Origin of the sequence: Tardiphaga sp. 42S5 (assembly GCF_034044155.1) — a bacterium.
Taxonomy (GTDB): Bacteria; Pseudomonadota; Alphaproteobacteria; order Rhizobiales; family Xanthobacteraceae; genus Tardiphaga; species Tardiphaga robiniae.
In genome coordinates this window covers 3,149,325-3,176,207 of the sequence record NZ_CP139027.1, presented here as the reverse complement: position 1 = coordinate 3,176,207, position 26,883 = coordinate 3,149,325, and the positions used below count along the sequence as shown (strand labels likewise).

The 26,883-nt window shown below is 63.1% G+C and carries 21 protein-coding genes; 16 read left to right on the top strand and 5 right to left on the bottom strand.

What is annotated here, in order from left to right:
- Positions 1–97 precede the first annotated feature (97 nt).
- On the bottom strand, positions 98–4,156 hold the full coding sequence (locus SFY93_RS14750) for an autotransporter domain-containing protein (RefSeq protein ID WP_320447652.1): 4,059 nt from the start codon (positions 4,154–4,156) through the stop codon (positions 98–100).
- Positions 4,157–4,347: 191 nt separating this feature from the next.
- Here SFY93_RS14750 and SFY93_RS14745 point away from each other — a divergent pair, with 191 nt between their 5' ends.
- Together SFY93_RS14745 and SFY93_RS14740 are read left to right on the top strand one after the other, a co-directional pair.
- Positions 4,348–6,081 (top strand): winged helix-turn-helix domain-containing protein, encoded by a 1,734-nt coding sequence (locus tag SFY93_RS14745; RefSeq protein WP_320447651.1) that lies wholly within the window; start codon positions 4,348–4,350, stop codon positions 6,079–6,081.
- 112 nt (positions 6,082–6,193) lie between these two features.
- The gene (locus SFY93_RS14740; protein WP_139212653.1) at positions 6,194–6,460 is read left to right on the top strand and encodes a hypothetical protein; all 267 of its coding nucleotides are present in this window, start codon (positions 6,194–6,196) and stop codon (positions 6,458–6,460) included.
- Positions 6,461–6,485: 25 nt separating this feature from the next.
- Here the strand turns inward: SFY93_RS14740 and purU are convergent, their stop codons facing one another.
- Positions 6,486–7,346 carry a formyltetrahydrofolate deformylase gene (purU, locus tag SFY93_RS14735; protein ID WP_089268114.1) on the bottom strand — a complete coding sequence of 287 codons (861 nt, stop codon included), beginning with the start codon at positions 7,344–7,346 and terminating at the stop codon, positions 6,486–6,488.
- A gap of 143 nt (positions 7,347–7,489) precedes the next feature.
- Here purU and SFY93_RS14730 point away from each other — a divergent pair, with 143 nt between their 5' ends.
- The 7 genes from SFY93_RS14730 (at position 7,490) to SFY93_RS14700 (ending at position 16,095) form a co-directional block, all read left to right on the top strand.
- Entirely contained in the window at positions 7,490–8,326 is an 837-nt protein-coding gene (locus SFY93_RS14730; protein WP_320447650.1) for a uroporphyrinogen-III synthase, read from the top strand.
- A gap of 62 nt (positions 8,327–8,388) precedes the next feature.
- Positions 8,389–10,833 (top strand): CaiB/BaiF CoA-transferase family protein, encoded by a 2,445-nt coding sequence (locus SFY93_RS14725; RefSeq protein ID WP_320447649.1) that lies wholly within the window; start codon positions 8,389–8,391, stop codon positions 10,831–10,833.
- Between the two features lie 128 nt (positions 10,834–10,961).
- Entirely contained in the window at positions 10,962–12,194 is a 1,233-nt protein-coding gene (locus SFY93_RS14720) for a branched-chain amino acid ABC transporter substrate-binding protein (RefSeq protein WP_089268117.1), read from the top strand.
- Between the two features lie 202 nt (positions 12,195–12,396).
- Positions 12,397–13,344 carry a branched-chain amino acid ABC transporter permease gene (locus SFY93_RS14715; protein WP_068738207.1) on the top strand — a complete coding sequence of 316 codons (948 nt, stop codon included), beginning with the start codon at positions 12,397–12,399 and terminating at the stop codon, positions 13,342–13,344.
- Positions 13,341–14,654, top strand: a complete 1,314-nt coding sequence (locus SFY93_RS14710) for a branched-chain amino acid ABC transporter permease (RefSeq protein ID WP_320447648.1) — start codon at positions 13,341–13,343, stop codon at positions 14,652–14,654. The genes SFY93_RS14715 and SFY93_RS14710 overlap by 4 nt, the downstream gene beginning before the upstream one ends.
- Positions 14,651–15,400, top strand: a complete 750-nt coding sequence (locus SFY93_RS14705; RefSeq protein WP_231077459.1) for an ABC transporter ATP-binding protein — start codon at positions 14,651–14,653, stop codon at positions 15,398–15,400. Before SFY93_RS14710 ends, SFY93_RS14705 begins: the two co-directional genes overlap by 4 nt.
- Positions 15,400–16,095 (top strand): ABC transporter ATP-binding protein, encoded by a 696-nt coding sequence (locus SFY93_RS14700; RefSeq protein ID WP_093760119.1) that lies wholly within the window; start codon positions 15,400–15,402, stop codon positions 16,093–16,095. Before SFY93_RS14705 ends, SFY93_RS14700 begins: the two co-directional genes overlap by 1 nt.
- Positions 16,096–16,258: 163 nt before the next feature.
- On the opposite strand, the gene SFY93_RS14695 is transcribed toward SFY93_RS14700, so the two are convergent.
- Entirely contained in the window at positions 16,259–16,933 is a 675-nt protein-coding gene (locus SFY93_RS14695) for a Crp/Fnr family transcriptional regulator (protein WP_320447647.1), read from the bottom strand.
- Positions 16,934–17,161: 228 nt separating this feature from the next.
- Here SFY93_RS14695 and SFY93_RS14690 point away from each other — a divergent pair, with 228 nt between their 5' ends.
- Together SFY93_RS14690 and SFY93_RS14685 are read left to right on the top strand one after the other, a co-directional pair.
- Positions 17,162–17,983, top strand: coding sequence for an ABC transporter ATP-binding protein (locus SFY93_RS14690; RefSeq protein WP_093760123.1), 822 nt, complete (start codon positions 17,162–17,164; stop codon positions 17,981–17,983).
- Positions 17,980–19,914 (top strand): long-chain fatty acid--CoA ligase, encoded by a 1,935-nt coding sequence (locus SFY93_RS14685; protein WP_320447646.1) that lies wholly within the window; start codon positions 17,980–17,982, stop codon positions 19,912–19,914. Before SFY93_RS14690 ends, SFY93_RS14685 begins: the two co-directional genes overlap by 4 nt.
- Before the next feature lie 128 nt (positions 19,915–20,042).
- Here SFY93_RS14685 and SFY93_RS14680 read toward each other — a convergent pair whose 3' ends face one another.
- Complete coding sequence (locus SFY93_RS14680; protein WP_320447645.1) at positions 20,043–20,450, bottom strand: endonuclease domain-containing protein; 408 nt, start codon at positions 20,448–20,450, stop codon at positions 20,043–20,045.
- Positions 20,451–20,528: 78 nt separating this feature from the next.
- Between SFY93_RS14680 and SFY93_RS14675 the strand changes: the two genes are divergently transcribed.
- The 4 genes from SFY93_RS14675 to SFY93_RS14660 all read left to right on the top strand — a co-directional run bounded on the left by SFY93_RS14675 (position 20,529) and on the right by SFY93_RS14660 (position 24,890).
- On the top strand, positions 20,529–21,422 hold the full coding sequence (locus tag SFY93_RS14675) for a branched-chain amino acid ABC transporter permease (RefSeq protein ID WP_089268124.1): 894 nt from the start codon (positions 20,529–20,531) through the stop codon (positions 21,420–21,422).
- Between the two features lie 5 nt (positions 21,423–21,427).
- On the top strand, positions 21,428–22,501 hold the full coding sequence (locus SFY93_RS14670) for a branched-chain amino acid ABC transporter permease (RefSeq protein WP_320447644.1): 1,074 nt from the start codon (positions 21,428–21,430) through the stop codon (positions 22,499–22,501).
- A gap of 55 nt (positions 22,502–22,556) precedes the next feature.
- A complete protein-coding gene (locus SFY93_RS14665; RefSeq protein WP_231077464.1) occupies positions 22,557–23,837 on the top strand; it encodes an ABC transporter substrate-binding protein in 1,281 nt (426 codons plus the stop codon).
- 213 nt (positions 23,838–24,050) lie between these two features.
- On the top strand, positions 24,051–24,890 hold the full coding sequence (locus tag SFY93_RS14660; RefSeq protein WP_320447643.1) for an ABC transporter ATP-binding protein: 840 nt from the start codon (positions 24,051–24,053) through the stop codon (positions 24,888–24,890).
- Here SFY93_RS14660 and SFY93_RS14655 read toward each other — a convergent pair.
- Positions 24,887–25,513, bottom strand: a complete 627-nt coding sequence (locus tag SFY93_RS14655; protein ID WP_320447642.1) for a VTT domain-containing protein — start codon at positions 25,511–25,513, stop codon at positions 24,887–24,889. The genes SFY93_RS14660 and SFY93_RS14655 overlap by 4 nt on opposite strands.
- A gap of 73 nt (positions 25,514–25,586) precedes the next feature.
- Between SFY93_RS14655 and SFY93_RS14650 the strand changes: the two genes are divergently transcribed.
- Positions 25,587–26,816 (top strand): phenylacetate--CoA ligase family protein, encoded by a 1,230-nt coding sequence (locus tag SFY93_RS14650; RefSeq protein ID WP_320447641.1) that lies wholly within the window; start codon positions 25,587–25,589, stop codon positions 26,814–26,816.
- Positions 26,817–26,883 lie beyond the last annotated feature (67 nt).

Here is a 26,883-nt window from a genome sequence, read left to right as displayed (position 1 = left end):
GGAGCTGTGCGCGCCTGATGGCAGCACGATCAATCCGTCCCCTGCAGGGTGAGGGACGGAGCGTGGGCCATATGTGATGCGGCGGCAGCGCGTAGGCCTACCAGGAATAACGCGCCACGCCCTTGCCGGCATAGCTGCGCGTCACCTGCGAGAACTCACCCTCGAAGGTGGCGGCGAGAGAGATGCCGCTGGTGAATGCGATCTCTGCCGACGCCGTTGTCAGCGCGGAATCGTGCGCCGCTGCTGCACCGTTGACGACAAACGACGCGCCGGGCAGCGCGATGAACGTCGCCGATGCGGCGCGGTCGGTATTGAAATCATGCGCCCAGGCGGCGCGGCCGCGCAGCGTGAGGATCGCATCGTTGACGGCGAAGGACTTGTCGGTGCGCAGGCCGAGTTCGCTGCGGGTGTCGGTGACGGTCTTGCCGGCGTAGCTGAGCGCAAATGCGTTGCTGCCGCTGAGAGCGGTTTCGGCATAGGCGGGCAGCGCGATGGCGGTGACCTGAGCGGCGGCATAGGGCGTCAGACCGAGGCCGCCGAACCACGAGGTGACGGTGCGGTTGCCGGCCTCGAAACGTCCGGAGAACGTGCTGGCGTTGAAGCGCGCCTGCAATTGATCCGTCATCACGGTGCGATTCGTCGTGACGTCCTGCCAGCCATAGGCCAATGCGCCGGACAGATAGGTCGAGCCGATGGTGTGGCGCACGAAGCCGCCGATCTGGAACAGGTCGGAGCGGCCGGAGCCGCCCCCCGTCACGCTGAAGCTGGTGCCGCCGCCGGCCATCGCGAAACCGGCGACGGTGTTGGGCGATATCAGATAGTCGGCGCCGACGGCGGCACCATAGATGCGGCTGGTCGATGTGTTCGAACCGGCAGCACTGTTGCCGTCGGTGGTTTGCGAACCGCCAAAGCCCGAGGCCCACACGCTCCAGCGCGGGTCATAGCCCTGCGCCAGCGGGGCTTTCGTGAACATCGCATAGGCGTCGCGCGCGGCGCGGCTCTTCGCCGTCGAGCCATCAGCGTTGGTGTCAGCGAATCCGATCGCGCCCGGCGCAGCGCCGCCGCGACCGGCCGCAAAGGTGTCGGTCATCGATCCCATGAACTGGGTCATGGCGTTGAACGCCGTCTGCTGCCCGCCGGTCGCGGTCTCGCCGGATGCCTGCGTCAGCCCGGTGGCGGTCAGCCCGCCATAGACAAGCGGAATGCCGCCATTGCGGTTGAAATAACTGACCAGCGCGTTGCCGACGCCGGACTGGTTGCCGCCGAGGCCAGTGTCTGGCGGCGGGACGAAGTCGAGCTTGAGATCGAGATAGGCATTGTTGGCGTCGTAGCTCAGGCTGGTCTTGAAGCCCGACGGCAGATTGGTGTTGACGACGGAGCCGAAGGTGCTGCCGCCGAGGCCGCCCGTGGCATTGAGAACGGTATATTGCCTGGCGACGTAAGTCCCTGCCGCGAAGCTGGCATTCACGGTGGCGCCGCCAAGGTTGGCGGTGCCCGTCACGTTGACGCGGTCGGCATTGGCAGGCGAGACCTCGATCATGTAGCTCGACGCCGCCGTGAGAACGAGATTGCCCTGCACGGTCAGAAGACCGATCGAATTGCCCGGCGCCAGCGTGCCGCCATTGATCGTCGTGTTACCGACGATGCCGTTGCCGCCGAGGGTGCCGCCGCTGTTCACGGTCACGCCGCTCGATGTCAGGATCGAGCCGTTCACGCTCAAGGTGCCACCGTTGACGGTCGTCGCGCCGGTATAGGTGTTGATGCCGGACAATATCGTGGTGCCGGCGCCGCTTTGCGTCACCGCGCCGCTGCCGGCCAGCACCGCCGAGATCGTGCCGCTCTGCGTGTTGAAGGCCGAACCGGTCAGCGTACCATTCGCGATCATGCCACCCGCCAGCGTCAGCGCGCCGGTGGTCTGCGTCATGGCGCCGAGGTTGAGCGTGCCGCTGTTCATAGTGAGGCCGCCGGTAAAAGTATTGGCGGCCGCAAGTGTCAGTGTGCCTGCGCCGGACTTGGTCAACTGCCCACCATTGAGCGTCTGGCCCACGGTGAAATTGTTGGCCGCGTTGGCAATATCGAACGTGCCGCCGTCCGCCCCCCAGGTGATGGTCCGCGCGGTCGAACTGAATGTCGTCCCCATCACCTGCAAGACGCCGCCGTTGAAGGTCAGGCCGCCGGCCGCATCGCCCAGATTGGCGTCGAACGAAACGCTGACCGCACCGCCGGCAAAGGTCGTGCCGCCGGTGTAGGCATTGATCCCGGATAGCGTCAGCGTGCCGGTGCCGGTCTTGATGAGTGAACCGCCGGTGCCGCCGAAGAGGCCGCCATCCTGCAGTACGCCGGAGAACGTCGTCGACAGATTATTGCCGCCCACCTGCAGGCCCTTCGATCCCAGCGCAATCGTGCCAGCGCCTTCGATCGAGCCCGCCGCCATGCCGGCGGCCGACAGAGTCGACGCGTCGATCGTACCGCCTGCGCCATTGATGAGGCGCGCTGCGCCGCCCGTGCTGCTGTCGAAGAACTGTAAGGTCCCGTTATTGGTGATGGTGGCGCTGCCGCCCGTGCTGGCGTTGTTGAAGCCAAGGGTGCCGCTGTTGGTGATGGTGGCGCTGCCGGCCGTGCTGGTGCCGCCGAAGACAAGGTTGTTGTTGTTAGTGATGTTGGCGTTGCCCGCCGTGCCGGTTCCGGCGAACCCCAGGGCGCCGCTGTTGCTGATGGTGGCGCTGCCGGCCGAGCTGGCGTCGTAGAAGCCAATGCCTCTGTTGTTGGTGATGATGGCGCTGCCCGCCGTGCTGGTGCTGTAGAAGTCAAGACCGTAGTTGTTAGTGATGTTGGCACTGCCCGCCGTGCTGGTGTCGTAGAATTTCAAGAAGCCGCCGTTGTTGTTTGTGATTGTGGCGTCGCCGGCCGTGGTGGCGTTGTTGAAAGTCACTTCGCCACCGACGTTGTTGGTGATGATGGCGCTGCCGGCGGTGCTGGTGTCGTACAAGCTCAGCGCGCCGCTGTTGGTGATGACAGCGCTGCCCGCCGCGCTGGTGCTGAAGAAACTCAAGGAGAGATTGTTGGTGATGTTGGCACTGCCCGCCGTGCTACCGGAGAAATACAGAAGGCCGCTGTTGTTAATGGTGGCGCTGCCCGCCGTGCTGGTGTCTTGAAAAAGCAGAAGACTGCCGTTGTTGGTGATGGTGGCGCTGCCGGCACTGGTGCTGTTGCGGAAATATGTGTTCCCGCTGTTCGAGATGCTGGTGATGCCGCTGGTGTCGGCGTTAACGACATCGAATATGGTCGCGCCGTCAACGGTAACCGTCCCCAGAATGGTGCCGACACGGCTGGTGCTGCCGAGCTGCAGCGTGCCGCCGTTGATGATGGTGCCACCGGTATAGGTATTCGTGCCCGACAATGTCAGCGTTCCGTCGCCCGTCTTGACCAGCGAGCCGCCGGTACCGGCGATGACGCCCCTCACCTCGGTCGAGAGGTCGTTCACGCCGACCGTCAGTTCATTGGCGCCGAGCGCAAAGGTGCCATTGCCGGCGATCGAGCCGGCACTGAGCTTGTTGTCGCTGTTCGGGCCAGTGCTGCCTGAGAAATCGAAGACGGCGCCGGTGCCGTTGTTGATCAATTGCGCATTGCCGGCCGTCGAGCTGTCGATGAAAGTAACGGTGCCGGCGTTGGTGATGGTCGCGTAGCCTGCGGTGCTGCTGTTGCGGAATTCGATTGTGCTACCCGCATTGTTGGTGATCGTTGCGTTGCCGGCTGTGCTGCTGCCTTGGAAGGAGTTCGTGCCGGAGTTAAAATTAATTGTCGCGCTACCGCCATTGATCACGATGCCGGCGCCGGTGAAGGTCTGATCGGCGGTGACGTCGAATGTGTAGGCCGAGGCCCCGGCATTGAACGTCCAGCCGCCGATGCTGCCGGCCGTGCCAAGCGTCAGCGCCGTCGTCGCCGAGGTGTCAAACGTTGCGGTGCCGGTCGGCACACTGTTCGGGCTCCAGTTGCTGCCGGTATAGAAGTCGGCCGAGCCCGGATTGGCGAGCCAGGTCGCATCCTGGGCCCGGGCGGGGCCGGTAGCCAGTGGCCCCAAAACCATGACCAGAGCCGATGACGTCAGCAACGCGGCCCGCAAGCGGCGGATCGCTCCGAAACAATCTTTACTCATCACGTCCCCATCGCGAGTCAGCGAGTTCGTCTTCGACACGACTCTTCTCATCGGCTGGGGGGCGGCGTCCTGATAAGGGGTCGGCAACTTTCTGAAAATTTCTGATATTTGCATTTCAGACCCGATTTTCGGGCATTTTCGACAGACTTCCGCTATATGAGCCGGGTTGGAAAGACGCTTTGGGGGATGCAGTGCTTCGTTTCGCCGGCTTCGAGCTGGATCAGCAGCGCGCGGAGTTGCGAGGGCCCGATGGCGTTGCGATCAAGCTCCGGCCGAAGACCTTCGAGATGTTGCGGCTGTTCGCCACCAGCGGCGGCCGCATCCTCAGCAAGCAGGCGCTGATGGAGGCGATCTGGCCGAATGTCCATGTCGGCGAGGACAACCTCTTCCAGTGCATCCGCGAGCTCCGCACGGCGCTCGGCGACGACCGGCGGGAGCTGATCAAGCTCGCCTCCGGCGGCGGCTATCTGCTGACGGCGGAGGTTGAGGCCGGGCCGGAGGTCACGGCGCATACCGAGGCGCCCCCGCTCACCCGGGCTGTGGAGGCAGGGCCTGCGGCGCCGGCCGAAGATGTCCCGATACAGGCGAGGTCGCAGCGCGCCATCTTCGGTTTCAGCCGGCGGGCCATGATCGCCGCAGTGGTCGGGCTCGGTGTGATCGCGGGGCTTGCGGTGGCCGCGCCGGTGTTGAAGCCGGACCTCCTGTTCCGGCGAACGCCGCCTGTGATCGCGGTGATGCCGATCGTTGACGCCAGCAACGATTCGCGCGGTGCGATGATGGCGGCAGAGGTCACCGGCCGCCTCACAGACGGTTTTGCGAAGATCCAGAACATCAGCGTGGTTGCGCCGCGATCGGCGGCGCTGGTTGGCGTCGAACACACCGCCGCGCCGGCCGCATCATCCGATTACGAAATTCGCGGCGAACTGCAGCATAGCGATCAGTCCTGGACGCTGCGGGCACGCATCATCAAGGCGGGCACCGGCGAGGTTCAGTCGGTCGTTGTGGCTTCAGTCAATGCTGACGAGGCGGACGTGCAGCTTCAACAGTCCCGGCTCGTCGCGGGCGTCGGACATGTGCTTGCCCGCCGCCTCAACGACATGCTGGAGCGGAGCGCGGCGCCCTCCCCGGCCCGCGGATCGTCGGCGGGCGGCGACAAGGTGGCCGTCGAGCAGGCGCTCGCCTCGATCAACCAAACGACGCGCGAGCGCTTTGGCGCGGCGCAATCGATGCTGGAAAAGGCGCTCACCGAGGATCCCGACAATGTCGATCTCGCCGTCGCGCTTGCCTCGCTGCAGATGCGCGGCATCCAGATGGTCTGGTTCAGCCCGGACGAAGCAGTCGCGGTCGAGGCCAAGGCCAGCGCGACGCTCAAGCAGGCGTTGCGGTCGAAGCCCAATTCGATTCCCGTGCTCGAGGCCTATTGCCGCTTCCTCAGCGTGACCAATCATTTCGTGGAAAGTCTCGTCACCTGCGCAAAGGCGTTGAGCTTCGATCCGTGGAACGGGGCTGCGCTCTACCTGATCGGCCTCGGGCAGATCTATGTCGGCCGCTTCGACGATGCGCTCGCGACATTCCGCCAGGCCGACCGCTACGACACGCCGCCAGCCTCGCGCTGGACGTGGCTGCTTGGTGCGGGATGGGCAAACCTGCTGATGGGGCGCGGGGAGGAGGCGGTACCCTGGCTGCAGCGCTCGATCGCCATCACGCCGGCGAGCGGCCGCTCGCATATGCTGCTCGCTGCCGGTTACCAGAGATCGGGCCGGTTCGAGGAGGCGAGGACGGCCATGCAAGAGGGACTAAGGCTGCGGCCCGGGACGACGGCGCTCAATGTCTCGCCGCCGAGCAGGAACGCCAGCTCGGTATTTCTCGAGGCGAGTCCGCGGGTCGTCCAGTCCATGGTCGATGCCGGATTGCCGGCGCACTGAGGCCGCCCGGCCACGCTCGGTAATATTCGACCATTGATTTGCCTTCAATTGTCGGCAAAACCCGTCGCAGATCTGCTATATTCCGCAGACCCCCTCAAATGATGTTGCCGCCATGCCAGTAGCCCGCCGCGTCCCCGCTTTTGTTTGTCTCGTGCTGCTGTCCTGCAGCCTTGGCGGTTGCGGCTCAATCAGTTCATTCATGGCCGGCGGCATGGCCGACCTGATCCCGGCATGGGCTGGCGGCCTGCCCGCCGATGCGCCGCCGCGTCCGGGCAGCCCGGAATACGAAGCCTATGCGAAGCGGCACGAGCAGCAGCAATCCGGCGCCATGACCGGGCCGGACCCCGCCACATCGCCCTCTGCAGAAGCCGTTCGCTGATCGCGAATTTCGCGCGGCGCCTCGTTCAGTTCATAAAGACGACGGTCTTCATGCCGTTGAGGATCACGCGATCCTCAAGGTGATAGCGCATGGCGCGCGCCAGCACGCGGCGCTCGATGTCGCGGCCCTTGGCCACGAGTTCTTCCGGCGTGTCACGGTGGCTGATGCGCTCGACGTCCTGATCGATGATCGGACCTTCGTCGAGATCGCTGGTCACGTAATGCGCGGTGGCGCCGATCAGCTTGACGCCGCGGGCATGGGCCTGGTGATAGGGCCGTGCGCCCTTGAAGCCCGGCAGGAACGAATGATGGATGTTGATGCACTTGCCGGAGAGTTTCGCCGACATCTCGTCGGACAGGATCTGCATGTAACGCGCCAGCACCACGAGTTCGGTCTCGGTCGTGCCGACCAGATCCCAGATCGCCTGCTCCTGCTCGCGCTTGGTCTCCTTGGTGATCGGCATATGGTGGAACGGGATGTCGCCGAAATCGAGATCCTTGAAGGCTTCGCGCGGATGGTTCGAGACGATCGCGGTCGGGATCATGTCGAGATCGCCGGTACGCCAGCGATACAGGATATCGACGAGGCAGTGATCGGACTTCGACACCAGCAGCATGACGCGGCGACGCGTCGCCCGGTCGCGCATCTGCCAGTCCATCTTGAAGCGCTCGGCAATGGCCCCGAAGCCGGTCTGCAGCGCCGCCAGACCGACATTCACGTCGGCGGCGTTGAACACCACGCGCATGAAGAAGTGCCCGGTTTCGACATCGTTGAACTGCTGGGCATCGAGAATATTCTGGCCATTATGGGCCAGGAAGGTCGATACAGCGGACACGATGCCGGGGCGATCTGGACAGGACAGGGTCAGGACGAATTGATGGGACATGGGACGGGCTGATCTGCTTCAAGTGAACCGGAATTGAGGCCCTGCTCTATCATCCGCGGCGGCCTTGCGCCAATCCAATTGCGCGCTGCAATATGGACGTCATTGCCAGCGAATTAACGTGCGAAAACAGGCAGAAAACAGAGATGGCTGACAAGCTCAACGGTTACCGCATCCTGATCCTGGAGACGCGCGAGGAAGCGCAATTCTCCCGGCTGCTGACCGAACAGGGCGCCAATGTGCTGCAATGTCCGATGTTCACCATCGAGGACGCGCCGGATTCCGTCCCGGTTGAGGCCTGGATTAGCCGGTTCATCGCTAACCCCTTCGACGACCTCGTTTTAATGACCGGCGAAGGGCTTCGCCGGATGATGAAAATCGTGCGTCAACGCGGCATCGAAAAAGAGTTCATCGCCGCAGTCGGCAAATCCCGCAAATTCGCCCGCGGCCCGAAGCCCGGGCGCGCCTTGCGCGAGATCGGCCTCGAGGCTGACATCACCACCGAGAAGCCGACCTCCGAAGGCGTCGCCGAAATGCTGTCGCGGCTCGATCTCAAAGGCCATCGCCTCGGCCTGCAGCTCTATCCCGAGAAGGACCACAGCGTTCTGATATCAGCGATCACCTCCTGCGGCGCCGAGGTCGATACCGTGCTGCCTTACATCTACGACTCCAAGGCCGCTGAAACGAACATCCTCTCGGCCATCGACGAAATGGAAGCGGGCCGCGTCGATGCCATCGCGCTGACGAGTTCGGGTCAGGTGCGTCGTCTCGTCGATGCTGCGAAGACGCATGGCCGCGAGGATCAATTGCGCAGTGCACTTGCAAAGACACCGATCGCATCGGTCGGTCCCGTCGTGTCGGACGAGTTGAAATCGTACGGCCTCGAAGCCGACATCACTCCGGCCAATGATGCGTTCTTCATGAAGCCGCTGATCTCGGCGATGTCGATTGCGCTCGACAAGGCTGCAGCGCGCGCCGAATGACTTGACGCCCGCACACATCTCGACATGATGCCCCGACACATAAAAAAAATGATCGGGCGGAAATGCCAAACTTGCCATTATCGGATTTGCGTGTCGCGGAAATCGGATCCGGCGATACGCTGGATTACTGCGGCAAACTGTTTTCCGATTTCGGCGCCGAGGTCATCAAGATCGAACCGCCGGGCGGCGATTCTGCGCGGCAATACCCGCCGCTCGTCGATGCCGGCGATGGCCGCCGCGAGAGCGGATATTTCGCCTGGCTGAATACCAACAAGCGCAGTGTCATTGCCGATCTCGATAAGGCCGATGATGTCGCGCGTGTCCGCGCATTACTTGCGACATGCGACCTGCTGATCGACGCGCGCGCGCCTTCGGAGATTCCGAACTCACTCCTGACGCATGATGATCTGCGCAAGGAGCAACCGGGCCTCGCGATCACCGCGATCTCGTGGTTCGGCGAACACGGGCTCTACAGCAATTATCAGACGACGGACTCCGTCTGCCGCAGTCTCTCGGGCAGTGTGAAACTGGTCGGTGCGCAGGAAGGCCCGCCTGTGCTGCCGCGCGACGGCCAGATCGCCGTCATGGCCGGCCTCACCGCTTTCATTCCGACGCTGGCCGGCATGTATGGTCGCAACACCGGCGCACGACGTTTCGCGGTCAGCGCGCATGAGGCGATGCTGCAGATCAGCGAGTTCGACACAGGACTCGCGCTGGAAGTCGGCTTCACGCGGCCCCGCATGGCCATCAACCGGTTCGGCCGCGGCTATCCCGTCGGCAATTTTCCAACCAAAGACGGCTGGCTCGGCATCACCGTCGTGACACCGGCGCAATGGGCTGCATTCTGCGTGATGCTCGGCCTTCCCGAACTGGAGACAGAGCCGCAGTTCAACGACGGTCTCGCGCGCACCAATAATTCGAAGGCGCTGTTCGATATCTTCCAGCCCATCCTGATGCACAAGAGCGCAAACGAATGGTTCGAGATGGGCATCAAGCTGCGTCTTCCGCTCGCTGTCGTGCCGGACATGGAGACGCTGCTGAAGCAGCAATACTACCGCGATCGCGGCGCCTTCGCGAAAGTCGAGATTGGAACGGCATCATTCGATGCGCCGGTGCTGCCGCAAACGCTCACCGGCTCGCGGCCGAAACCGAATGGCCGCGCGCCATTTGCCGGCGATGACACAATCGACGCCCTGCTTGCGCATCAGCGCGTGGCCACGCGGCAGGCAACACCTGACGATCCGCAGCCGTTGAAAGGCCTGCGCATCATCGATCTCACCATGGGCTGGGCCGGTCCATCGGCAACACGGCAGATGGGCGATCTCGGCGCCGACGTCATCAAGGTGGAGTCCTGCCAGTATCCGGACTGGTTTCGCGGCACCGATCCACGCGGCCCGTATTTTCCAGAACGCACCTACGAGAAGATCTACTGGTTTCAGCAGATGAACCGCAACAAGCGCGGCATCACGCTGGATCTCACCAATCCGCGCGGCAAGGAGCTGCTGAAACAACTGCTCGCGGGCGCCGACGCGGTGATCGACAATTATGCCGCCGACGTGCTGCCGCGCATGGGCCTTGATGCTGCAGCCATGCACAAGATCAATCCGCGTCTCGTCGTGGTAACCATGCCCGCCTTCGGCATGACCGGTCCATGGAGCGGCGTGCGCGCCTATGGCTCGACGCTTGAACAGGCCTCAGGCCTGCCATCTGTCACCGGCCGCGAAGGCGATCCGCCGACCATGCTGCATGCCGCGCTCGGTGATCCCTTCGGCGGCGTCAGTGCCGCGGCGGCATTGATGCTCGGCTTCATGCATCAGAAGAATACCGGCCTCGGCCAACACATCGATCTCAGTGCGACGGAAGCCCTGCTGCCTCTTGTCGCACCCTCGGTCATCGAGCAATCCGCCACCGGCAAATCCGGCCCGCGCATCGGCAACCGGCATCCGCGCTTCGTGCCGAACGGTTGCTTTCCCTGTCTCGGCGAAGATCAGTGGATCACCATTGCCGTGCGCAGCGACGACGAATGGCGAGCGCTGTGCAAGGTCATGCATCGCAACGACCTGGCTGAAGATGCTGCACTTGCCACAGCCGAGGGCCGCCGCGCCGAGGAAGACCGTATCGAGGTCGCGGTCCGGCATTGGACGACGACCGTGCGACCGGATCTGGCCATGGTGACGCTGCAGGACGCCGGCGTGCCCGCGGGTACCGCGCGACTGCCATTGGACCTCGCCGGCGATCCGCACCTGCTCGCAGTCGGACATTGGCAGCCCGTGACCAAGGTATTTATGGGCCCGCATCTACTGCCCTCCGTTGCCTATCGCGAAGGCAGTGCAAAACTGCCCTACCCGATCACCCGGCTGGCGCCGACGCTCGGCCAGCACAATGAGGAAGTCCTGCGCGATATCCTGGGCCTCAGTGCCACCGAAATCGACGAATTGCGCGCCGCGGAAATCATTGGCGACGCTGCGATATCCAAGAAAGCGAAGGCCGCGCCTACGACCAAGTGAGGCTGCAAGTGAGGCTTGCAGCTTCTACCGCCATGGCTCACACTCCCGGCATAAGGCCAGCGACGGATGGATCAAAAGATTCGGCGTCGCGACAACGGCCAGCACAAATGCTTCCAGGGAGAAACACCATGCGCAAACTAGCCCTCATTGCGTCCATTGCGCTGCCGATGCTCGGCGGCACGGCGATGGCGCAGGAGACCGTGAAGATCGGTTATATCGATCCACTCTCCGGCGGCGGCGCCAGCGTCGGCGAAGTCGGCCTCAAGACCTTCCAGTTTCTCGCCGATGAGCTGAACGCCAAGGGCGGCATTCTCGGCAAGAAGGTCGAGATCGTCCCCCTCGACAACAAGACCAATCCGCAGGAAAGCCTGATCCAGGCGCAGAAGGCGATCGATGGCGGCATTCGCTACATCACCCAGGGCAACGGCTCGTCGGTCGCCGGTGCGCTGTCGGATTTCGTCACCAAGTTCAATGACCGCAATCCCGGCAAGGAAGTCCTGTACTTCAACTATGCCGCTGTCGATCCGGTTCTGACCAACGAGAAATGCAGCTTCTGGCATTTCCGCTGGGATGCCAATTCAGACATCAAGATGGAAGCGCTCACCAACTACATCAAGACCGTGCCTGCGGTGAAGAACGTCTACCTGATCAATCAGGACTACTCGTTCGGTCAGTCGGTGCGCAGTCAGGCGCGCGCCATGCTCGGCGCCAAGCGGCCCGACGTGAAGATCGTCGGCGACGAGCTGCATCCGCTGCTGAAGATCACCGACTTTGCGCCCTACATCGCGAAGATCAAGGCCTCCGGCGCCGACAGCGTCATCACCGGCAACTGGGGTCAGGATTTTGCCCTCTTGCTGAAGGCTGCCGCTGACGCAGGCCTCAAGGTGAGCTGGTTCACCTATTATGCCGGCGGTACCGGTGGCCCGACCGCCATCAAGCAGGCCGGCCTGAACCACCAGGTGTTCCAGATCGCCGAAGGCATTCCGAATCTCGGCCACGCCTCGGCCGACGTGTTCGAAAAGGCACTGCGCGCGAAGTATGACTTCAGCCTGTTCTATCCGCGCGCTGTGAACGAAATGCGCATGTTCGCCGCGGCCGCCGAGAAAGCCAAGTCGCTCGATCCGGTGAAGGTGGCTGCTGCCCTCGAAGGCATGGAGTTCGAGGTGTTCGACGGCGGCAAGGGCAATATGCGCAAGGACGACCATCAGTTCTTCCAGCCGATGTATATCGCCTCGTTCGGCGAGCGCACCGACAAGGAGCCGTTCGACGAGGAAAAGACCGGCTGGGGCTGGAAGCTGGCCGCGAAGATCGACACGCCGCAGACAGTGCTGCCGACCACCTGCAAGATGGAACGGCCGTAAGCCCTGCCTTCTCCCCGCCTGCGGGGAGAAGGTGGACCGAACTTGCAGAGCAAGTTCGGGACGGATGAGGGGGACTCTCAGTTTCACTCACTGCCTCCCCCTCACCCGGATTGCTGCGCAATCCGACCTCTCCCCGCAAGCGGGGAGAGGTTAAGACGCCGCCGCACTCCGGCACACTCCTCACCCGAGAGGCAGATACTTCGTGCTTGAACTGATCGTCATTTCCACGCTCAACGGCGTTCTGTACGGCATGCTGCTGTTCCTGATGGCCTCGGGCCTGACGGTGATCTTCAGCATGCTTGGCGTGCTGAACTTCGCCCATGCCAGTTTCTATATGCTCGGCGCATTCTTCGGCTTCCAGATCAGCCGCTGGTTCGGCTTCTGGCCGGCGCTGATCCTCGCGCCACTGCTGGCCGGCGCGCTCGGCGCCGCCGTCGAACGCTACGGCCTACGTCACGTTCACAAGAACGGCCACGTCGCCGAGCTGCTGTTCACCTTCGGGCTTGCTTTCGCCATCGAGGAGATCGTGCAGATCATCTGGGGCAAGAGCCCGGTCGATTTCCGCGTTCCGCCGCTGCTCGACTTCCCGGCCTTCACGCTGTTCTCCACCAACTACCCGGCCTTCAAGATCTTCATGCTGGTCGTCTCCATCGTGATCTTTATCGGATTGCTGGTGGTGCTGAAGCGCACGCGCATCGGCCTGATCGTGCAGGCGGCGCTGACCCATCCGCATATGGTCGGCCATCTCGGACACAATGTCGGGCGCATCTTCATGCTGGTGTTCGGCGTCGGCACCGCGCTCGCCGCCGTCGCCGGCGTGATCGCAGGCCCGGCACTGGTCACGCAATCCAACATGGCCGGTCTGCTGGGTCCGATCCTGTTCGTCGTCGTGGTGGTCGGCGGCCTCGGCTCGCTGCCCGGTGCCTTCATTGCCTCATTGCTGATCGGCCTCGTGCAGACCTTTGCCGTATCGATGAACGGCTCGCTGGCCGGCGCCTTCGGCCCGCTCAGCCCCGACTATGCCGCCACCTGGCTCTCCGATATCTGGAACGTCACCGTCGCCCAGATCGCACCGATCATGCCCTATCTGCTGCTGGTGCTGATCCTGATCTTCCGCCCGATGGGCCTGCTGGGAACACGCGACACATGAGCGACGCCACCGCCAAAATTCCGGCAACCATCGCGCCGCCCCGCCCTGCCGCCTCCGACCGGCTGAAGTTCTACGGCATCTGGATCGGCGCCGCGCTGGCGCTGCTGGTGCTGCCAAAACTGTTTTCGTCGGGCGGATCGCTGACCACCTTCAGCCTGATCGGCATCTCGATCATCTTCTCGCTGTCCTACAATATACTGCTCGGCCAGACCGGCATGCTGTCGTTCGGCCATGCGGTCTATTACGGCCTCGGCGGCTTTTTGGCGATCCACGCCATCAACATCATCGCCAGGAACAAGTTCGCGATCCCGCTGCCGCTGGTGCCGCTGGTCGGCGGCGCAGCTGGCCTCGTCTTCGCCATGCTGCTCGGCTGGGTGTCGACGCGGCGCTCCGGTACGGCCTTTGCGATGATCTCGCTCGGTGTCGCAGAACTGGTCGCATCCTCGGCACTGATCCTGCGCACCTTCTTCGGCGGCGAAGCCGGCGTCTCCGCCAACCGCACGAAGGTGCTTCGTCTGTTCGACTGGAGCTTCGGCCCGCAGATCCAGATCTATTATCTCGTCGCGGCCTGGACGCTGATTGCCGTCATCGCGATGTATGCCCTCACCCGCACGCCGCTCGGGCGCATGTGCAACGCCGTGCGCGACAATCCCGAGCGTGTGCAATTCGTCGGCTACGATCCGCACATCATCCGCTACATCGCCTTCTGCTTCTCCGGCCTGTTCGCCGGCATAGCGGGCGCGCTGGCCGCAATCAATTTCGAGATCGCCAATTCGGCCTATCTCGGCGCTGTGCAATCCGGCACCGTGCTGTTCGCCACCTATATCGGCGGCGTCGGCTTCTTCATCGGCCCGATCGTCGGCGCGATCTTCGTCACGCTGCTGTCGCTCGGCCTCTCCGATCTCACGCAGGTCTGGCAGCTCTATTTCGGCCTGATCTTCATCGCCGTGGTGATGTTCGCGCCCGGCGGCATCACCGGACTGCTGATGATGCATCGACCGCTGCTGAAAGGCGGCACGCTCAGCCGTGTGCTGCCGAGCTATCTCGTCGCCTTCGTACCGACGCTGGCGATGATCACCGGCCTGATGCTGGCGATCGAGACCACCGTCCACTTCACCGTCAATCCCGGCGAGGATTCACACATCAAGGCGTTCGGGATTCCATTCGATGCAGCGAACCCTGCGATCTGGGCCGTTGCCGCCGTGCTGCTGATCGGCGGCTTCATCATCGCGCGCAAGACCTGGGCGCGCGTCGCCGGCAGTTGGGACGATGCCCTGACCGCCGCGCGCGAGAAGGGAGTGGCCGCATGAGCACCGCCATCGAGCTGCGCGGCGTCGAGAAAACCTTCGGCATCACCTCCGTGATCCGCAACGTCAACCTGACGGTCGCGCAAGGCGAACGCCACGCGCTGATCGGTCCCAACGGCGCCGGCAAGTCGACGCTGTTCAATCTGATATCAGGCTATATGAAGCCATCAGTCGGCAGCATCCTGCTGCGCGACCAGGTGATCTCCGGCCTGCCACCGTTCCAGATCAACCGGCGCGGATTGTCGCGCAGCTTCCAGGTTACCAACGTCTTCGCCAAGATGAGCGTGTGGGAGAACCTGCGCTGCGCTGTACTGTGGGCCACCGGCCATCGTTACGCGTTCTGGAAGAATGTCGACAACCTGCCCGAGGTGCGCGACCGCACCGCGCAGATCCTGCAGGATATCAACCTGGTATCGCGCCGCGACGTGCCCGCGGGTCTCTTGACCTATGCCGAACAGCGCGCGCTCGAAATCGGCATCACCATTGCCGGCGGCGCCGACGTCATCCTGCTGGATGAGCCCACCGCCGGCATGAGCCATGCCGAAACCGAACGCGCCGTGGCGCTGATCCGACGTCTCACTGAAGGACGCACGCTTTTGATCGTCGAACACGATATGAGCGTGGTATTCGGCCTCGCTGACCGCATCTCGGTTCTCGTCTACGGCCAGATCATCGCCTCGGGCACGCCGGAGGAAATCCGCGGCAATCCGAAGGTCAAGGAAGCCTATCTCGGCGAGGAAGTGGCGTGATGCTCCAAGTTCAGGACTTGCACGCCTATTACGGCAAGAGCCACATCCTGCAGGGCGTCGATCTGCATATCGATGCCGGCGAAGTGGTCTCGCTGCTCGGCCGCAACGGCGTCGGGCGTTCCACCACCGTGAAGGCCATCATGGGCGAAGTGCCGCCGCACGGTACGATCACCTTCAAAGGCACGAATATCGCCGGCCTGCCGAGCTTCAGGATCGCGCATCTCGGCCTCGGCTATGTGCCGGAGCATCGCGACATCTTTCCGGGCCTCACGGTGCGGCAGAACCTGATGCTGGGGATCAAGGATCCGCGTCATCCCGGCAAGTGGAAGCTCGATGACATGCTCGGCATGTTTCCGAACCTCGCCGCGCGCGCCGATACCGCAGCGGGCGTGCTGTCCGGCGGCGAGAAGCAGATGCTGACGATCTGCCGGACGCTGATGGGCGATCCTGAACTCGTGATGATCGACGAGCCCACCGAGGGCCTTGCACCGATCATCGTCCAGCAGGTCGGCGACCTCATCGCGGAGATCGCGCGCCGCGGCGTGGCGATCCTGCTGGTCGAGCAGAAGCTCTCGATCGCGCTGCGCATCTCGCACCGGGTCTATGTGATGGGCCACGGCCGTATCGTGTTCGAAGGCACGCCCGCCGAACTCAAGGCCAATGACGCCGTGCGCAGGGAATGGCTGGAAGTGTAAGCGCCGACTTCCTTACCTCGCCCCGCTTGCGGGGAGAGGTCGGGGCCGAGCGTCAGCGAGGCTTCGGGTGAGGGGGAGCCAGTGTTTCACTCGCCGGCTCCCCCTCACCCGTCGCGGACTTCGTCCACGCCACCCTCTCCCCGCAAGCGGGGCGAGGGAATCCCTAATCACCGTAGCTGCCCAGCTTCTCTAGATCGACCACTGTCACGCCGCCATATTCGAGCCGCAGCAGACCCTCCTTCTCCAGCGTCTGCAGGCATTGGTTGGCCTTCTGCCGTGAGATGCCGGTAATGGCTCCGAGTTCTTCCTGGGTGATGTCCAGATGGCGGGCCGCGTCGCGATAGAGGATCGGGTTGAACAGCGAGGCAATGCAGCGCGCGAGCCGCCCGGTAGAATCGAGCCTGCGGCCATATTCAGTCAGTGCGATGAACTGACCGAGCCGTTCGTTCAACAGCGAAACCAGGAAGCGGTTGAAGCCGACACTGTTCTCGAACAGCCACATGAATGCCGGGCGCTCCATGAATGCCAGCTTGGAGTCGCGTAGCGGGACAATGTCGTAACGTCGCGGTTCGTTCTTCAGCACGCTGCCCTCGCCGAACCACGCACCGGCCGTCAGGCCGGTGATGCTGACTTCCTTGCCGCTGCGCGAGATGGTGCCGATCTTCGCCAGACCGCTCACCACGCCGGTCCAGTATTCGAACTGGTCACCGCGCATGCAGACGAATTCATTCGCCTTGAACGACTTCTCGACGATGCCGGCGCGCGCGACCTCGATCTCCTTCTCGTTCAGGTCCCGCGCCCAGGCCGCGATGCGCTTGAGATGATCTGCAGCAATCATAGGGTCCGGCTTCACTTCGAATGTTGCAGCGCAAAAGAACGCTCGCGCGACAAATTGGCAGGCAGATTGTCCGCCGCGAGACATTTCAGGATACCGATTTGACGTAGGGAAGACCACCGCGAAAGGTCATTAGTAGAATGGCTTAGCGTGACCGGGCGATATAGGCTCGGGACCATCCGAGGAACGTGGATAAAGAGCGCGACAAGCGCCGTATCTGGGAGGATTTGAGTGGCGGTTGCTCTGGACGTGCGCGGGGTGTCACTGCGCTTTGGTGGCGTTCGCGCGCTCACCGATGTGAGCTTCGCTGTCAATGACGGCGAGCTGTTCTCGATCATCGGGCCGAACGGCGCCGGCAAGACCTCCATCGTCAACTGTATCTCTGGCCGCTATCGCCCCACCGAAGGCCAGCTGTTCTATCACGGCAAGGATATCACCGGCCTCAACCCGAATGCCCGCCCCGGCCTCGGCATCGGCCGCACGTTTCAGAACCTCGCGCTGTTTCATCATATGAGTGTGCTCGACAACATCATGGTCGGGCGCCATCACCTCCTGAAGAACAACTTCCTCACCGGCTCGCTGTACTGGCTGACCGGCGCGCGCAAGGAAGAGCTCGAGCATCGCCGCAAGGTCGAGGAGATCATCGACTTCCTCGATCTGCAGAGCGTGCGCAAGGCGACCGCTGGCACCCTTCCCTATGGTCTCCGCAAACGCGTCGAACTCGCCCGCGCGATGGCGCTGGAGCCCAACCTCATCCTCCTCGACGAGCCTATGGCCGGCATGAACTTCGAGGAGAAGGAGGACATGGCGCGTTATATCGTCGATCTCAATGAAGAATACGGGATGACGGTGATGATGATCGAACACGACATGGGCGTCGTGATGGATATCTCCCATCGCGTGATGGTGCTGGATTTCGGCCGCAAGATCGCCGAGGGCGATCCGGCTGCCGTGCTCGCCGATCCGCACGTCAAGCGCGCCTATCTCGGTGAAGAAGACGAAGCCCTCGTCGATCCCGACCATGCGCCTATCGCTGCGGAGAGTGCCGCATGATGGACTATGCCGGACGCGTCAAACAGGCAGATACCTATCCGAAGCTGCTGCGCCTCAACGCCAAAGAACATCGCCAAGAGATCGCGCTGCGCGAGAAGGATTTCGGCCTGTGGCGGGAGTTCACCTGGAACGATTACCATGCCCGGGTGAAGGATTTCACGCTCGGCATGGTCGAGCTCGGCATCGCGCGTGGTGATGTCATCGGCATTATCGGCGATAACCGGCCGGACTGGGTCGCTGCCGAGATCGCCGCGCATGCCATCGGTGGTATGAGCCTCGGTCTCTATCGCGACGTACTGGATGAGGAGGCCGCCTATCTCCTCAACTACGGCGAAGCCAAGATCGTGTTCGCCGAGGATGAAGAACAGGTCGACAAGTTGCTGACCCTCGCCGACCGCGTCCCGGCTTTGAAGCACATCGTCTACAGTGACCCGCGCGGGATGCGGAAATACGACGACCCACGGCTGTTGGAGGCCGACAGGCTCGCCCAGATGGGCCGCGACCGTGCGGCGCACGAACCCGGGCTCTATGATCAACTGGTCGATGCGACCAAGGGCGAGGATGTCGCGATCCTCTGCACCACGTCAGGCACCACGTCGAATCCCAAGCTGGCGATGCTCGCGGCGGGCCGCGTGCTCGGCCACTGCGCGGTGTATCTGTCGTTCGATCCGAAGGGACCAGATGATGAATATGTTTCGGTGCTGCCGCTGCCCTGGATCATGGAACAGGTCTATGCGCTCGGCAAAGGCCTCTTGAGCCGGATGAAGGTCAACTTCGTCGAGCAAGCCGACACCATGATGAACGATTTTCGCGAGATCGCGCCGACCTTCGTGCTGTTCGCCCCGCGCGTCTGGGAAGGCATCGCGGCTGACGTGCGCGCGCGGGTGATGGATTCATCGCCGCTGAAGCAGAGCCTGTATGAACTCGGCATGAAATCCGGCCTATCCGCACTCGCGCAAGGCAAGCGCTCGGCCGTCGCCGATACGCTGCTGTTCCGTGCCCTGCGTGATCGTCTCGGCTTCACACGCTTGCGCTCGGCCGCTACCGGCGGCGCCGCACTGGGCCCCGATACGTTCAAATTCTTCCGCGCCATGGGCGTGCCGCTGCGCACGCTGTATGGCCAGACTGAAACGCTCGGCGCCTTCACGCTGCATCCGCCAGACGCCGTCGATCCCGACACCACCGGCATCGCCATGGGCAGCGGCATCGAGATCGAAGTCCGCGATCCCGATGTGCAGGGCGTCGGCGAGATCGTGGTCAGGCACCCCAATATGTTCCTCGGCTATTACAAATCGCCCGAGGCCTCCGCTGCCGATCTACGCGATGGCTGGATGCATTCCGGCGATGCCGGCTACTTCAACGGCAACAAGCAACTCGTCGTCATCGACCGCATCAAGGATCTGGCGCAGACCGCGCGCGGTGAACGCTTCTCCCCGCAATATATCGAGAACAAGCTGAAATTCTCGCCTTATATCGCCGAGACCGTGGTGCTTGGCGACAACCGCGATGCGCTCGCGGCGATGATCTGCATCCGCTTCTCGATCATCTCGAAATGGGCCGAGAAGAACCGCATCTCCTTCACGACCTATACGGACCTGTCGTCGCGCCCGGAGGTCTATGAGATGATCCGCAAGGAAGTCGAGACGGTCAATGCCACACTGCCGCCCGCGCAGCGCATCGCCAAATTCCTGCTGCTGTACAAGGAGCTCGACGCCGACGACGGCGAGTTGACCCGCACCCGCAAGGTCCGCCGCAGCGTCATCAACGAGAAATACGCCGATATCATCGACGGCATCTATGGTGGCGCGCGGGATATCCCCGTCGACACAACGATCCGTTTCCAGGACGGCACGTCGCAGCGCATCCGCACGCGATTGGTTGTGGTGGACATGGCGCGGGATAGCGCGCGGCGCATGGAGGCGGCGGAATGATGGGTCTTCGCGCTTCGATAGGTCAGCACTCCGCTGAGCGCCCCCCTCACTCGGCACGCGCGCTAACGCGCGCCTGCCGACCTCTCCCCGCAAGCGGGGGGAGGTTAAGAAACTGCGGCGTCTCGGTTCTAGCTAACCTCTCCCCGCTTGCGGGGAGAGGTCGGATCGCTCTTGCGATCCGGGTGAGGGGGAGCTTCCGCAAGCGCCGTCGCAATGACTTCGACAACACCCTCGATATTGTCCAAGACATCATGGTTCCAGAATCTGAGCACCCGGTAATGATGCTCGACCAGCCACTGGTCACGGGCAACATCGCGCACATTGTCAGCGTGTTGCCCACCATCCACCTCCACGATCAGGCACCGCTCCCGGCAGATCAGATCGACGATGTAGTTGCCGATCGGCTCTTGTCGCACAAACTTGTGCCCGTCCAAGGAACGTGCGCGAAGGCGATACCAAAGCGCATTCTCGGCATCGGTCGAATCTCGCCGCAGCCTTCTGGCACGTGTGGTTCTGACCGCATTGGCCTTGCGCATGTGGAAGCTCCCCCTCACCCGGCGCTCCGCGCCGACCTCTCCCCGCAAGCGGGGAGAGGTTAGCACTCCGGCCATCGCATGAACACGCAGTTCCTCCTCCAGCTTCTGGTCAATGGCCTCGTGGTGGGCACGCTGTATGGCGTGGTCGCGATGTCGTTCGTGCTGATCTACAAGGCGACGCAGGTCGTGAACTTCGCGCAGGGCGAATTGCTGCTGATCGGCGCCTGGGTGTGCTGGACGCTGCTGACCAAATACCAGGTGCCGTTCTGGCTGGGCATGCCGATGACGCTGGTGTTCATGTTCGCCTTCGGCATCCTGATCCAGGTCGTGATCCTGCGGCCGCTGGTCGGCGAGCCGGTCATCTCGGTGATCATGGTGACCATCGCGCTGTCCGCCGTATTTCAGGCGGCACTGAAATGGATCTATGGCGTCAACCCGCAACCGTTCCCGCGTGTCTTCACCAGCCAGTCGGTGACGATCGGTAGCCTACAGATCCAAACCGTGTATGTGATGAGCCTGGTTGTCTCCGTCGCGATGATGATCGGCATGGCGTGGTTCTTCAAGGTCTCGAAATGGGGCCTCGCGATGCGGGCCACTGCGTTCAACCAGCAGGTGGCGCAATCGCTGGGCATTTCCGTCAAAACCGTATTCGCGATGGCCTGGGCAATCTCGGCCATGGTCTCCGCCGTCGCTGGCGTGGTGGTTGCCGTGGTCAACGGCGTATCATCGGGCCTGTCGATCTACGGCATCAAGGTGTTTCCCGCGGTTATTCTCGGCGGCCTCGACTCCATCGGCGGCGCGGTGGTCGGCGGCATCATCATCGGGCTCCTCGAGAATTTCGCGCAGTTCATCGACAGCGAATATCTGCATTGGGGCAATCTGTATGAAGTGGCGCCCTTCTATGTGCTCATCATCATCCTGATGATCAAGCCTTACGGCCTGTTCGGCACCAAAGACATCGAGCGGGTGTAAGCATCATGGCCAGTCCCTCCCTCATCCCGGCCGGCGACTTCCGCACCAGCTATGCGGTCGACACCACCATCTTCCCAACCACCACCAGCCGCAACGCGGCGATCCTCGGCGTGGTGCTGATCTGCTTCGCGCCGCAACTGCTCAGCGAATACTGGCTCAGCCAGCTGATCATGATCGGCATCTACGGCATCGCGGCGCTGGGGCTCAACATCCTGGTCGGCTTTACCGGCCAGATTTCCATCGGCCACGCCGCGTTCTTCCTGTTCGGCGCTTTCACCTCGGCCTATATCTCCAACAACTATCCGATCCCGGTGTTTTTCTCGATTCCCATCGCCGGCGTGGTAACGGCCATCGTGGGACTCATTTTCGGCCTGCCGGCGGCGCGGTTGAAGGGGCTGTACCTCGTTATCGCCACGCTGGCCGCGCAATACATTCTGCTCGACTTCTTCTCCCGCGCCGACTGGTTCAGCGGCGGCTCGGTGCCGGCGACGGCCAAAGCGTTCTCGATCTTCGACTATATGCTGCGCGGCGACCGGCAGTATTTCTATGTGGTGCTGGCCTATGTGGTGGCGAGCTATCTGCTGGTTACCAACCTGATGCGCTCGCGCGACGGCCGCGCGCTGGTGGCTGTGCGTGATCACTATCTCTCGGCCGAGATCATGGGCATCAATCTCACCAAATATCGCACGTTGTCCTTCGGCCTCGCGGCGTTCTTCGCCGGCATCGCCGGCGCGCTGTACGCGCATAACCAGCTCGTGGTCTCCAACGAGGGTTTCGGCATCGAGCGCTCGATCCTGTTCCTTGCAATGGTCATCATCGGCGGTACCGGCTCGATCATGGGCACGCTGATGGGCACGGCCTTCGTCGTGCTGGTGCCGGAAGCGATGGAATGGATCAGCATGGAGCTGAAGGGCGGCGTCATCGACAAGGCGCTGTCGCTCAACAACAACCTGACCTTTCTGCGCGAGATCGCCATCGGCCTCATCATCATCGCGTTCCTGGTGTTCGAACCCGACGGGCTCGCGCATCGCTGGCGGCAGATCAAGACCTACTGGAAACTCTACCCGTTCTCGCATTGAGAACGGGACGGACTAGACGAAACGACAAAATATAAAATCCAACGGGAGAATGCTCATGACGATGAAAACATTTCTAACGTCCGCATCCATTGCCCTTCTCATCGCGGGCGCATCCGCCAGTGCGCAGGCGCAGATCGCCGTCGGCCACCTCGCCGATTATTCCGGCGGCACGTCCGACGTCGGCACGCCCTATGGCCAGGGTGTGGTCGATACCTACGCCTGGATCAACAAGAACGGCGGCATTGGCGGCAAGCAGGTCAATCTCGATAGCAACGACTATGGCTATCAGGTGCCGCGCGCCATCGCGCTGTACAAGAAGTGGTCGGGCGCCGACAAGGTCGCGGCGATCATGGGCTGGGGCACGGCGGATACCGAGGCGCTCACCGGCTTCCTGGCGCAGGACAAGATCCCGGACATCTCAGGCTCCTACTCGGCGGCACTGACCGACCCGACCGGCGCCGGCGGCAAGGCGAAGCCTGCGCCGTATAACTTCTTCTACGGCCCGTCCTATTCGGACGCGCTGCGCGCCGAACTGACCTGGGCCGCAGAGGACTGGAAGTCCAAGGGCAAGTCGGGCAAGCCGAAATATGTCCATATGGGCGCCAATCATCCCTACCCCAACGCGCCCAAAGCGGCTGGTGAAGCGCTCGCCGCCGAACTCGGCTTTGACGTCCTGCCGCCATTGGTCTTCGCACTGGCGCCCGGTGACTACAGCGCACAGTGCCTCAGCCTGAAGAGCGCCGGCGCGAACTACGCCTATCTCGGCAACACCGCAGCTTCGAATATCTCGGTGATGAAGGCCTGCAAGGCGGCGGGTGTCGACGTGCAGTTCATGAGCAATGTATGGGGCATGGACGAGAACGCCGCAAAGGCCGCAGGCGATGCTGCCGACGGCGTGATCTTCCCGCTGCGCACGGCGGTGAGCTGGGGCGGCAACGCGCCCGGCATGAAGACGGTGCAGGAGATTTCCAAGATCTCCGACCCGTCCGGCAAGATCTATCGCCCGGTGCACTACATCGCGGCGGTCTGCACTTCGCTCTACATGAAGGAAGCGCTCGACTGGGCCGCGAAGAACGGCGGTGCTACCGGCGAGAACGTCGCCAAGGGCTTCTACCAGAAGAAGGATTGGGTACCGGCCGGCATGGAAGGCGTCTGCAATCCCTCGACCTGGACCGACAAGGATCACCGCCCGACCACAAAGGTCGACCTGTATCGCTCGAAGGTCTCCGGCGCGACCGATGGCGATCTCAACGACCTGATGGCCAAGGGCACGATCAAGCTCGAGAAGGTGAAGACCGTGGAGCTGCCGCGCAAGCCGGAATGGCATGGGTGGTAGTCCTCCCTTCTCCCCGCTCGGCGAAGCGGAGCTTCGCTAGGCGGGGAGAAGGTGGCGCGGACGTAGTCCGCGTCGGATGAGGGGGAGCCGCCGCGGGCTCGGAGCAAGTGGAGAGTCCCCCTCACCCGCCCCGGCTTCGCTGCGCTACGTCGGGTCGACCTCTCCCCGCAAGCGGGGAGAGGTCGGCACCAGCCGATCTCAGGAGCGTCATTGATGCAGACAGCTATCGACACCAGCGCGCAAGTTTCAACAGCGCCCGCCACCGTCCCCCTCCTCGACATCCGCAATATCGAGGTCGTCTATGACGACGTGATCCTGGTGCTGCGCGGGTTGAGCATGGAGGTGCCGAAGGGCGCGATCGTCGCGCTGCTCGGCGCCAATGGTGCCGGCAAGTCGACCACATTGAAGGCGATCTCCGGCCTTCTGAAAACCGAAGACGGCGAAGTCACGCGCGGCGAAATCCTGTTCGATGGCGCGCGCATCGACGGCATCGATCCCGACAAGATCGTCCGCCGCGGCATCTTCCAGGTGATGGAGGGCCGCCGCATCGTCTCCGACATGACCTCGCTGGAAAACCTGCGGCTCGGCGCCTTCACGCGCAGGGACAACGAGGTCTCCACCGACATCGAGATGGTCTACGATTACTTCCCGCGCCTGAAGGAGCGCACCGGCCTCGCCGGCTATCTCTCCGGCGGCGAGCAGCAGATGCTGGCGATCGGGCGAGCACTGATGGCGCGGCCGAAGATGATCCTGATGGACGAACCCTCCATGGGACTGTCGCCGCTGCTGGTGAAAGAGGTGTTCGCCATCATCAAGAAGATCAACCGCGATCTCGGCGTCACCATTCTGCTGGTCGAGCAGAACGCGCGCGCCGCGCTGTCGGTGGCAAGCCACGGCTACATCATGGAACAGGGCAAGGTGGTGCTCGACGGAACCGCTGACGAACTCCGCGACAACGAGGACGTGAAGGAGTTCTATCTCGGTGGCGCCGGCGACCAGCGCAAGAGCTTCAAGAATCTGAAGAGCTTCAAGCGACGCAAGCGATGGCTTTAGCTGCTGGCAGCCTCTGCCGTCATGACGCCGGTCTTGCACGCAAGGATCGCGCGAATGCGGCGCGACACCAGCAACAGGATGACGAGCACAATGACCAGGGCCATGGCAATCAGCACACGGTTGAGCGGCACTGGTCCATCATCGAACAACAACGCCCGTCCGGACGCACCGAGATACACGTAAAGCACGATCTGCGGCAGCGTGAACACGAAAGTGACCAGGGCGAACGGGAGCAGTCCGATATTTGTCAAACCGAACAGATAATTTTGCACAGAATTGGGCAATGGTCCGCCGAACCGCATCAGTGCGACGATGCGCCAGCCCTCGTCATCGACGGCCTGGGCAATGAGACGCCAGGCCGCGCGTTTTTCGGTCTGCCGCTCCACCCAGCCGCGCAGAACGGAGCGCGCCAACATAAAGGCCAGAGCGGATGCAGCCGCGGCGACTGGAACAATGACGACGAGAGAGCGCAAGCCGAACGCAGCACCGGCACCGAACACGATGAATGTTCGCGGGACCGGCAAAAACGAAGAGGCAACCACCAATGCGGCCAACACGACGGCAGCAGGAAAATCAAGCTGGCCGAAGCTGTCGAGCCATTGGACGATACGTTCTGACAACATGATTTCCCACTAGCACGGCGCCACAGGCTACCGGAATAACCGCGACGACGCCAAACCACCAGGACACACCCAGATGCGCCACTTCGACACACTCGAAAATTGCGATCCGTCGCAGCGCCAAGCCAATCTGTTTTCGCGCCTGCCCGATGTGCTGCGCCACGCGATGCAGGCGCCCGCTTATGCGGAGCATCTCAAGGGCATCGATCCCGCTGCGATCGTCAGCCGCGCCGCGCTGGCGCAATTGCCGGTGCTGCGCAAATCCGACCTGCCGGCCCTGCACAAGGCCAGCCCACCGTTCGGCGGCTTCGTGTCAGGCGCGACCGGCTCGTTCGGCCGGTTGTTCACCTCGCCGGGGCCCATTTTCGAGCCGGAGTCAAAACAGGCCGATCCCTGGCGCGGCGCGCGGGCGCTCTATGCCGCAGGTTTCCGCGCGGGCGACGTGGTGCTGAATACTTTCAGCTATCACCTGACCCCCGGCGGCTTCATCTTCGACGGCGCCGCGCGGGCACTCGGTTGCGCTGTGATCCCCGCCGGCCCGGGTAATACCGAACAACAACTCGAACTGATCGAAGCCTATCGTCCATCAGCCTATAGCGGGACGCCGGATTTTCTGAAGATCCTGCTCGATGCCGGGAGAGCCGCCCAGCGCGACATTTCCTCGATCAAGCGCGCCATGGTGTCCGGCGCGGCCTTCCCACCCTCGCTGCAGGGTGAGATCGCCTCCCGCGGTGTCGAGGCCTATCAGGCCTTCGCCACAGCCGATCTGGGCTTCATCGCCTATGAGAGCACCGCCCGCGATGGCCTGATCGTCAACGAGGACCTGATCTTGGAAATCGTGACCCCCGGGACCGGCGCCCCCGTGGCCGAGGGCGATGTCGGCGAGATCGTGGTGACGTCGCTGGACCCACACCACCCCTGGATCCGGCTGGCTCTGGGCGACCTGACGGCCGCCCTGCCCGGCCCCAGCGCCTGCGGCCGGAGCAATATGCGCATCCGGGGCTGGATGGGCCGCGCCGACCAGGCCACCAAGGTCAAGGGCATGTTCGTCCGCCCGGAACAGGTCGCCGAAATCGGCAAGCGGCACCCGGAACTCGGCCGGCTACGGCTGGTGGTGTCCAGGGACGGCGAGAATGACGCCATGGTGCTGAAAGCCGAAGCGGCGGCGCCTGATAGCCCCGGGCTGCAGGATGCCGTCACAGCCACGCTCAGGGCCGTCAGCAAGCTCGGTGGGGCCGTGGAGCTGGTGGCGCCGGCCTCGCTACCAAATGACGGCAAGATCATCGCGGACGAGCGCGGGAACTGACGCCACGGGCGGTTTCCGACTGTAGCCGGCGGTACTATGGTTCCGCACTGAAATTCAGGTATAGGGA

Coding starts and splice junctions, on each gene's coding strand:
- SFY93_RS14705 (WP_231077459.1), top strand. CDS start 14,651: ATGAGCACCGCCATCGAGCTGCGCGGCGTCGAGAAAACCTTCGGCATC.
- SFY93_RS14730 (WP_320447650.1), top strand. CDS start 7,490: ATGGCTGACAAGCTCAACGGTTACCGCATCCTGATCCTGGAGACGCGC.
- SFY93_RS14725 (WP_320447649.1), top strand. CDS start 8,389: ATGCCAAACTTGCCATTATCGGATTTGCGTGTCGCGGAAATCGGATCC.
- purU (WP_089268114.1), bottom strand. CDS start 7,346: ATGTCCCATCAATTCGTCCTGACCCTGTCCTGTCCAGATCGCCCCGGC.
- SFY93_RS14750 (WP_320447652.1), bottom strand. CDS start 4,156: ATGAGTAAAGATTGTTTCGGAGCGATCCGCCGCTTGCGGGCCGCGTTG.
- SFY93_RS14675 (WP_089268124.1), top strand. CDS start 20,529: ATGAACACGCAGTTCCTCCTCCAGCTTCTGGTCAATGGCCTCGTGGTG.
- SFY93_RS14660 (WP_320447643.1), top strand. CDS start 24,051: ATGCAGACAGCTATCGACACCAGCGCGCAAGTTTCAACAGCGCCCGCC.
- SFY93_RS14680 (WP_320447645.1), bottom strand. CDS start 20,450: ATGCGCAAGGCCAATGCGGTCAGAACCACACGTGCCAGAAGGCTGCGG.
- SFY93_RS14740 (WP_139212653.1), top strand. CDS start 6,194: ATGCCAGTAGCCCGCCGCGTCCCCGCTTTTGTTTGTCTCGTGCTGCTG.
- SFY93_RS14720 (WP_089268117.1), top strand. CDS start 10,962: ATGCGCAAACTAGCCCTCATTGCGTCCATTGCGCTGCCGATGCTCGGC.
- SFY93_RS14655 (WP_320447642.1), bottom strand. CDS start 25,513: ATGTTGTCAGAACGTATCGTCCAATGGCTCGACAGCTTCGGCCAGCTT.
- SFY93_RS14700 (WP_093760119.1), top strand. CDS start 15,400: ATGCTCCAAGTTCAGGACTTGCACGCCTATTACGGCAAGAGCCACATC.
- SFY93_RS14710 (WP_320447648.1), top strand. CDS start 13,341: ATGAGCGACGCCACCGCCAAAATTCCGGCAACCATCGCGCCGCCCCGC.
- SFY93_RS14695 (WP_320447647.1), bottom strand. CDS start 16,933: ATGATTGCTGCAGATCATCTCAAGCGCATCGCGGCCTGGGCGCGGGAC.
- SFY93_RS14670 (WP_320447644.1), top strand. CDS start 21,428: ATGGCCAGTCCCTCCCTCATCCCGGCCGGCGACTTCCGCACCAGCTAT.
- SFY93_RS14650 (WP_320447641.1), top strand. CDS start 25,587: ATGCGCCACTTCGACACACTCGAAAATTGCGATCCGTCGCAGCGCCAA.
- SFY93_RS14665 (WP_231077464.1), top strand. CDS start 22,557: ATGACGATGAAAACATTTCTAACGTCCGCATCCATTGCCCTTCTCATC.
- SFY93_RS14685 (WP_320447646.1), top strand. CDS start 17,980: ATGATGGACTATGCCGGACGCGTCAAACAGGCAGATACCTATCCGAAG.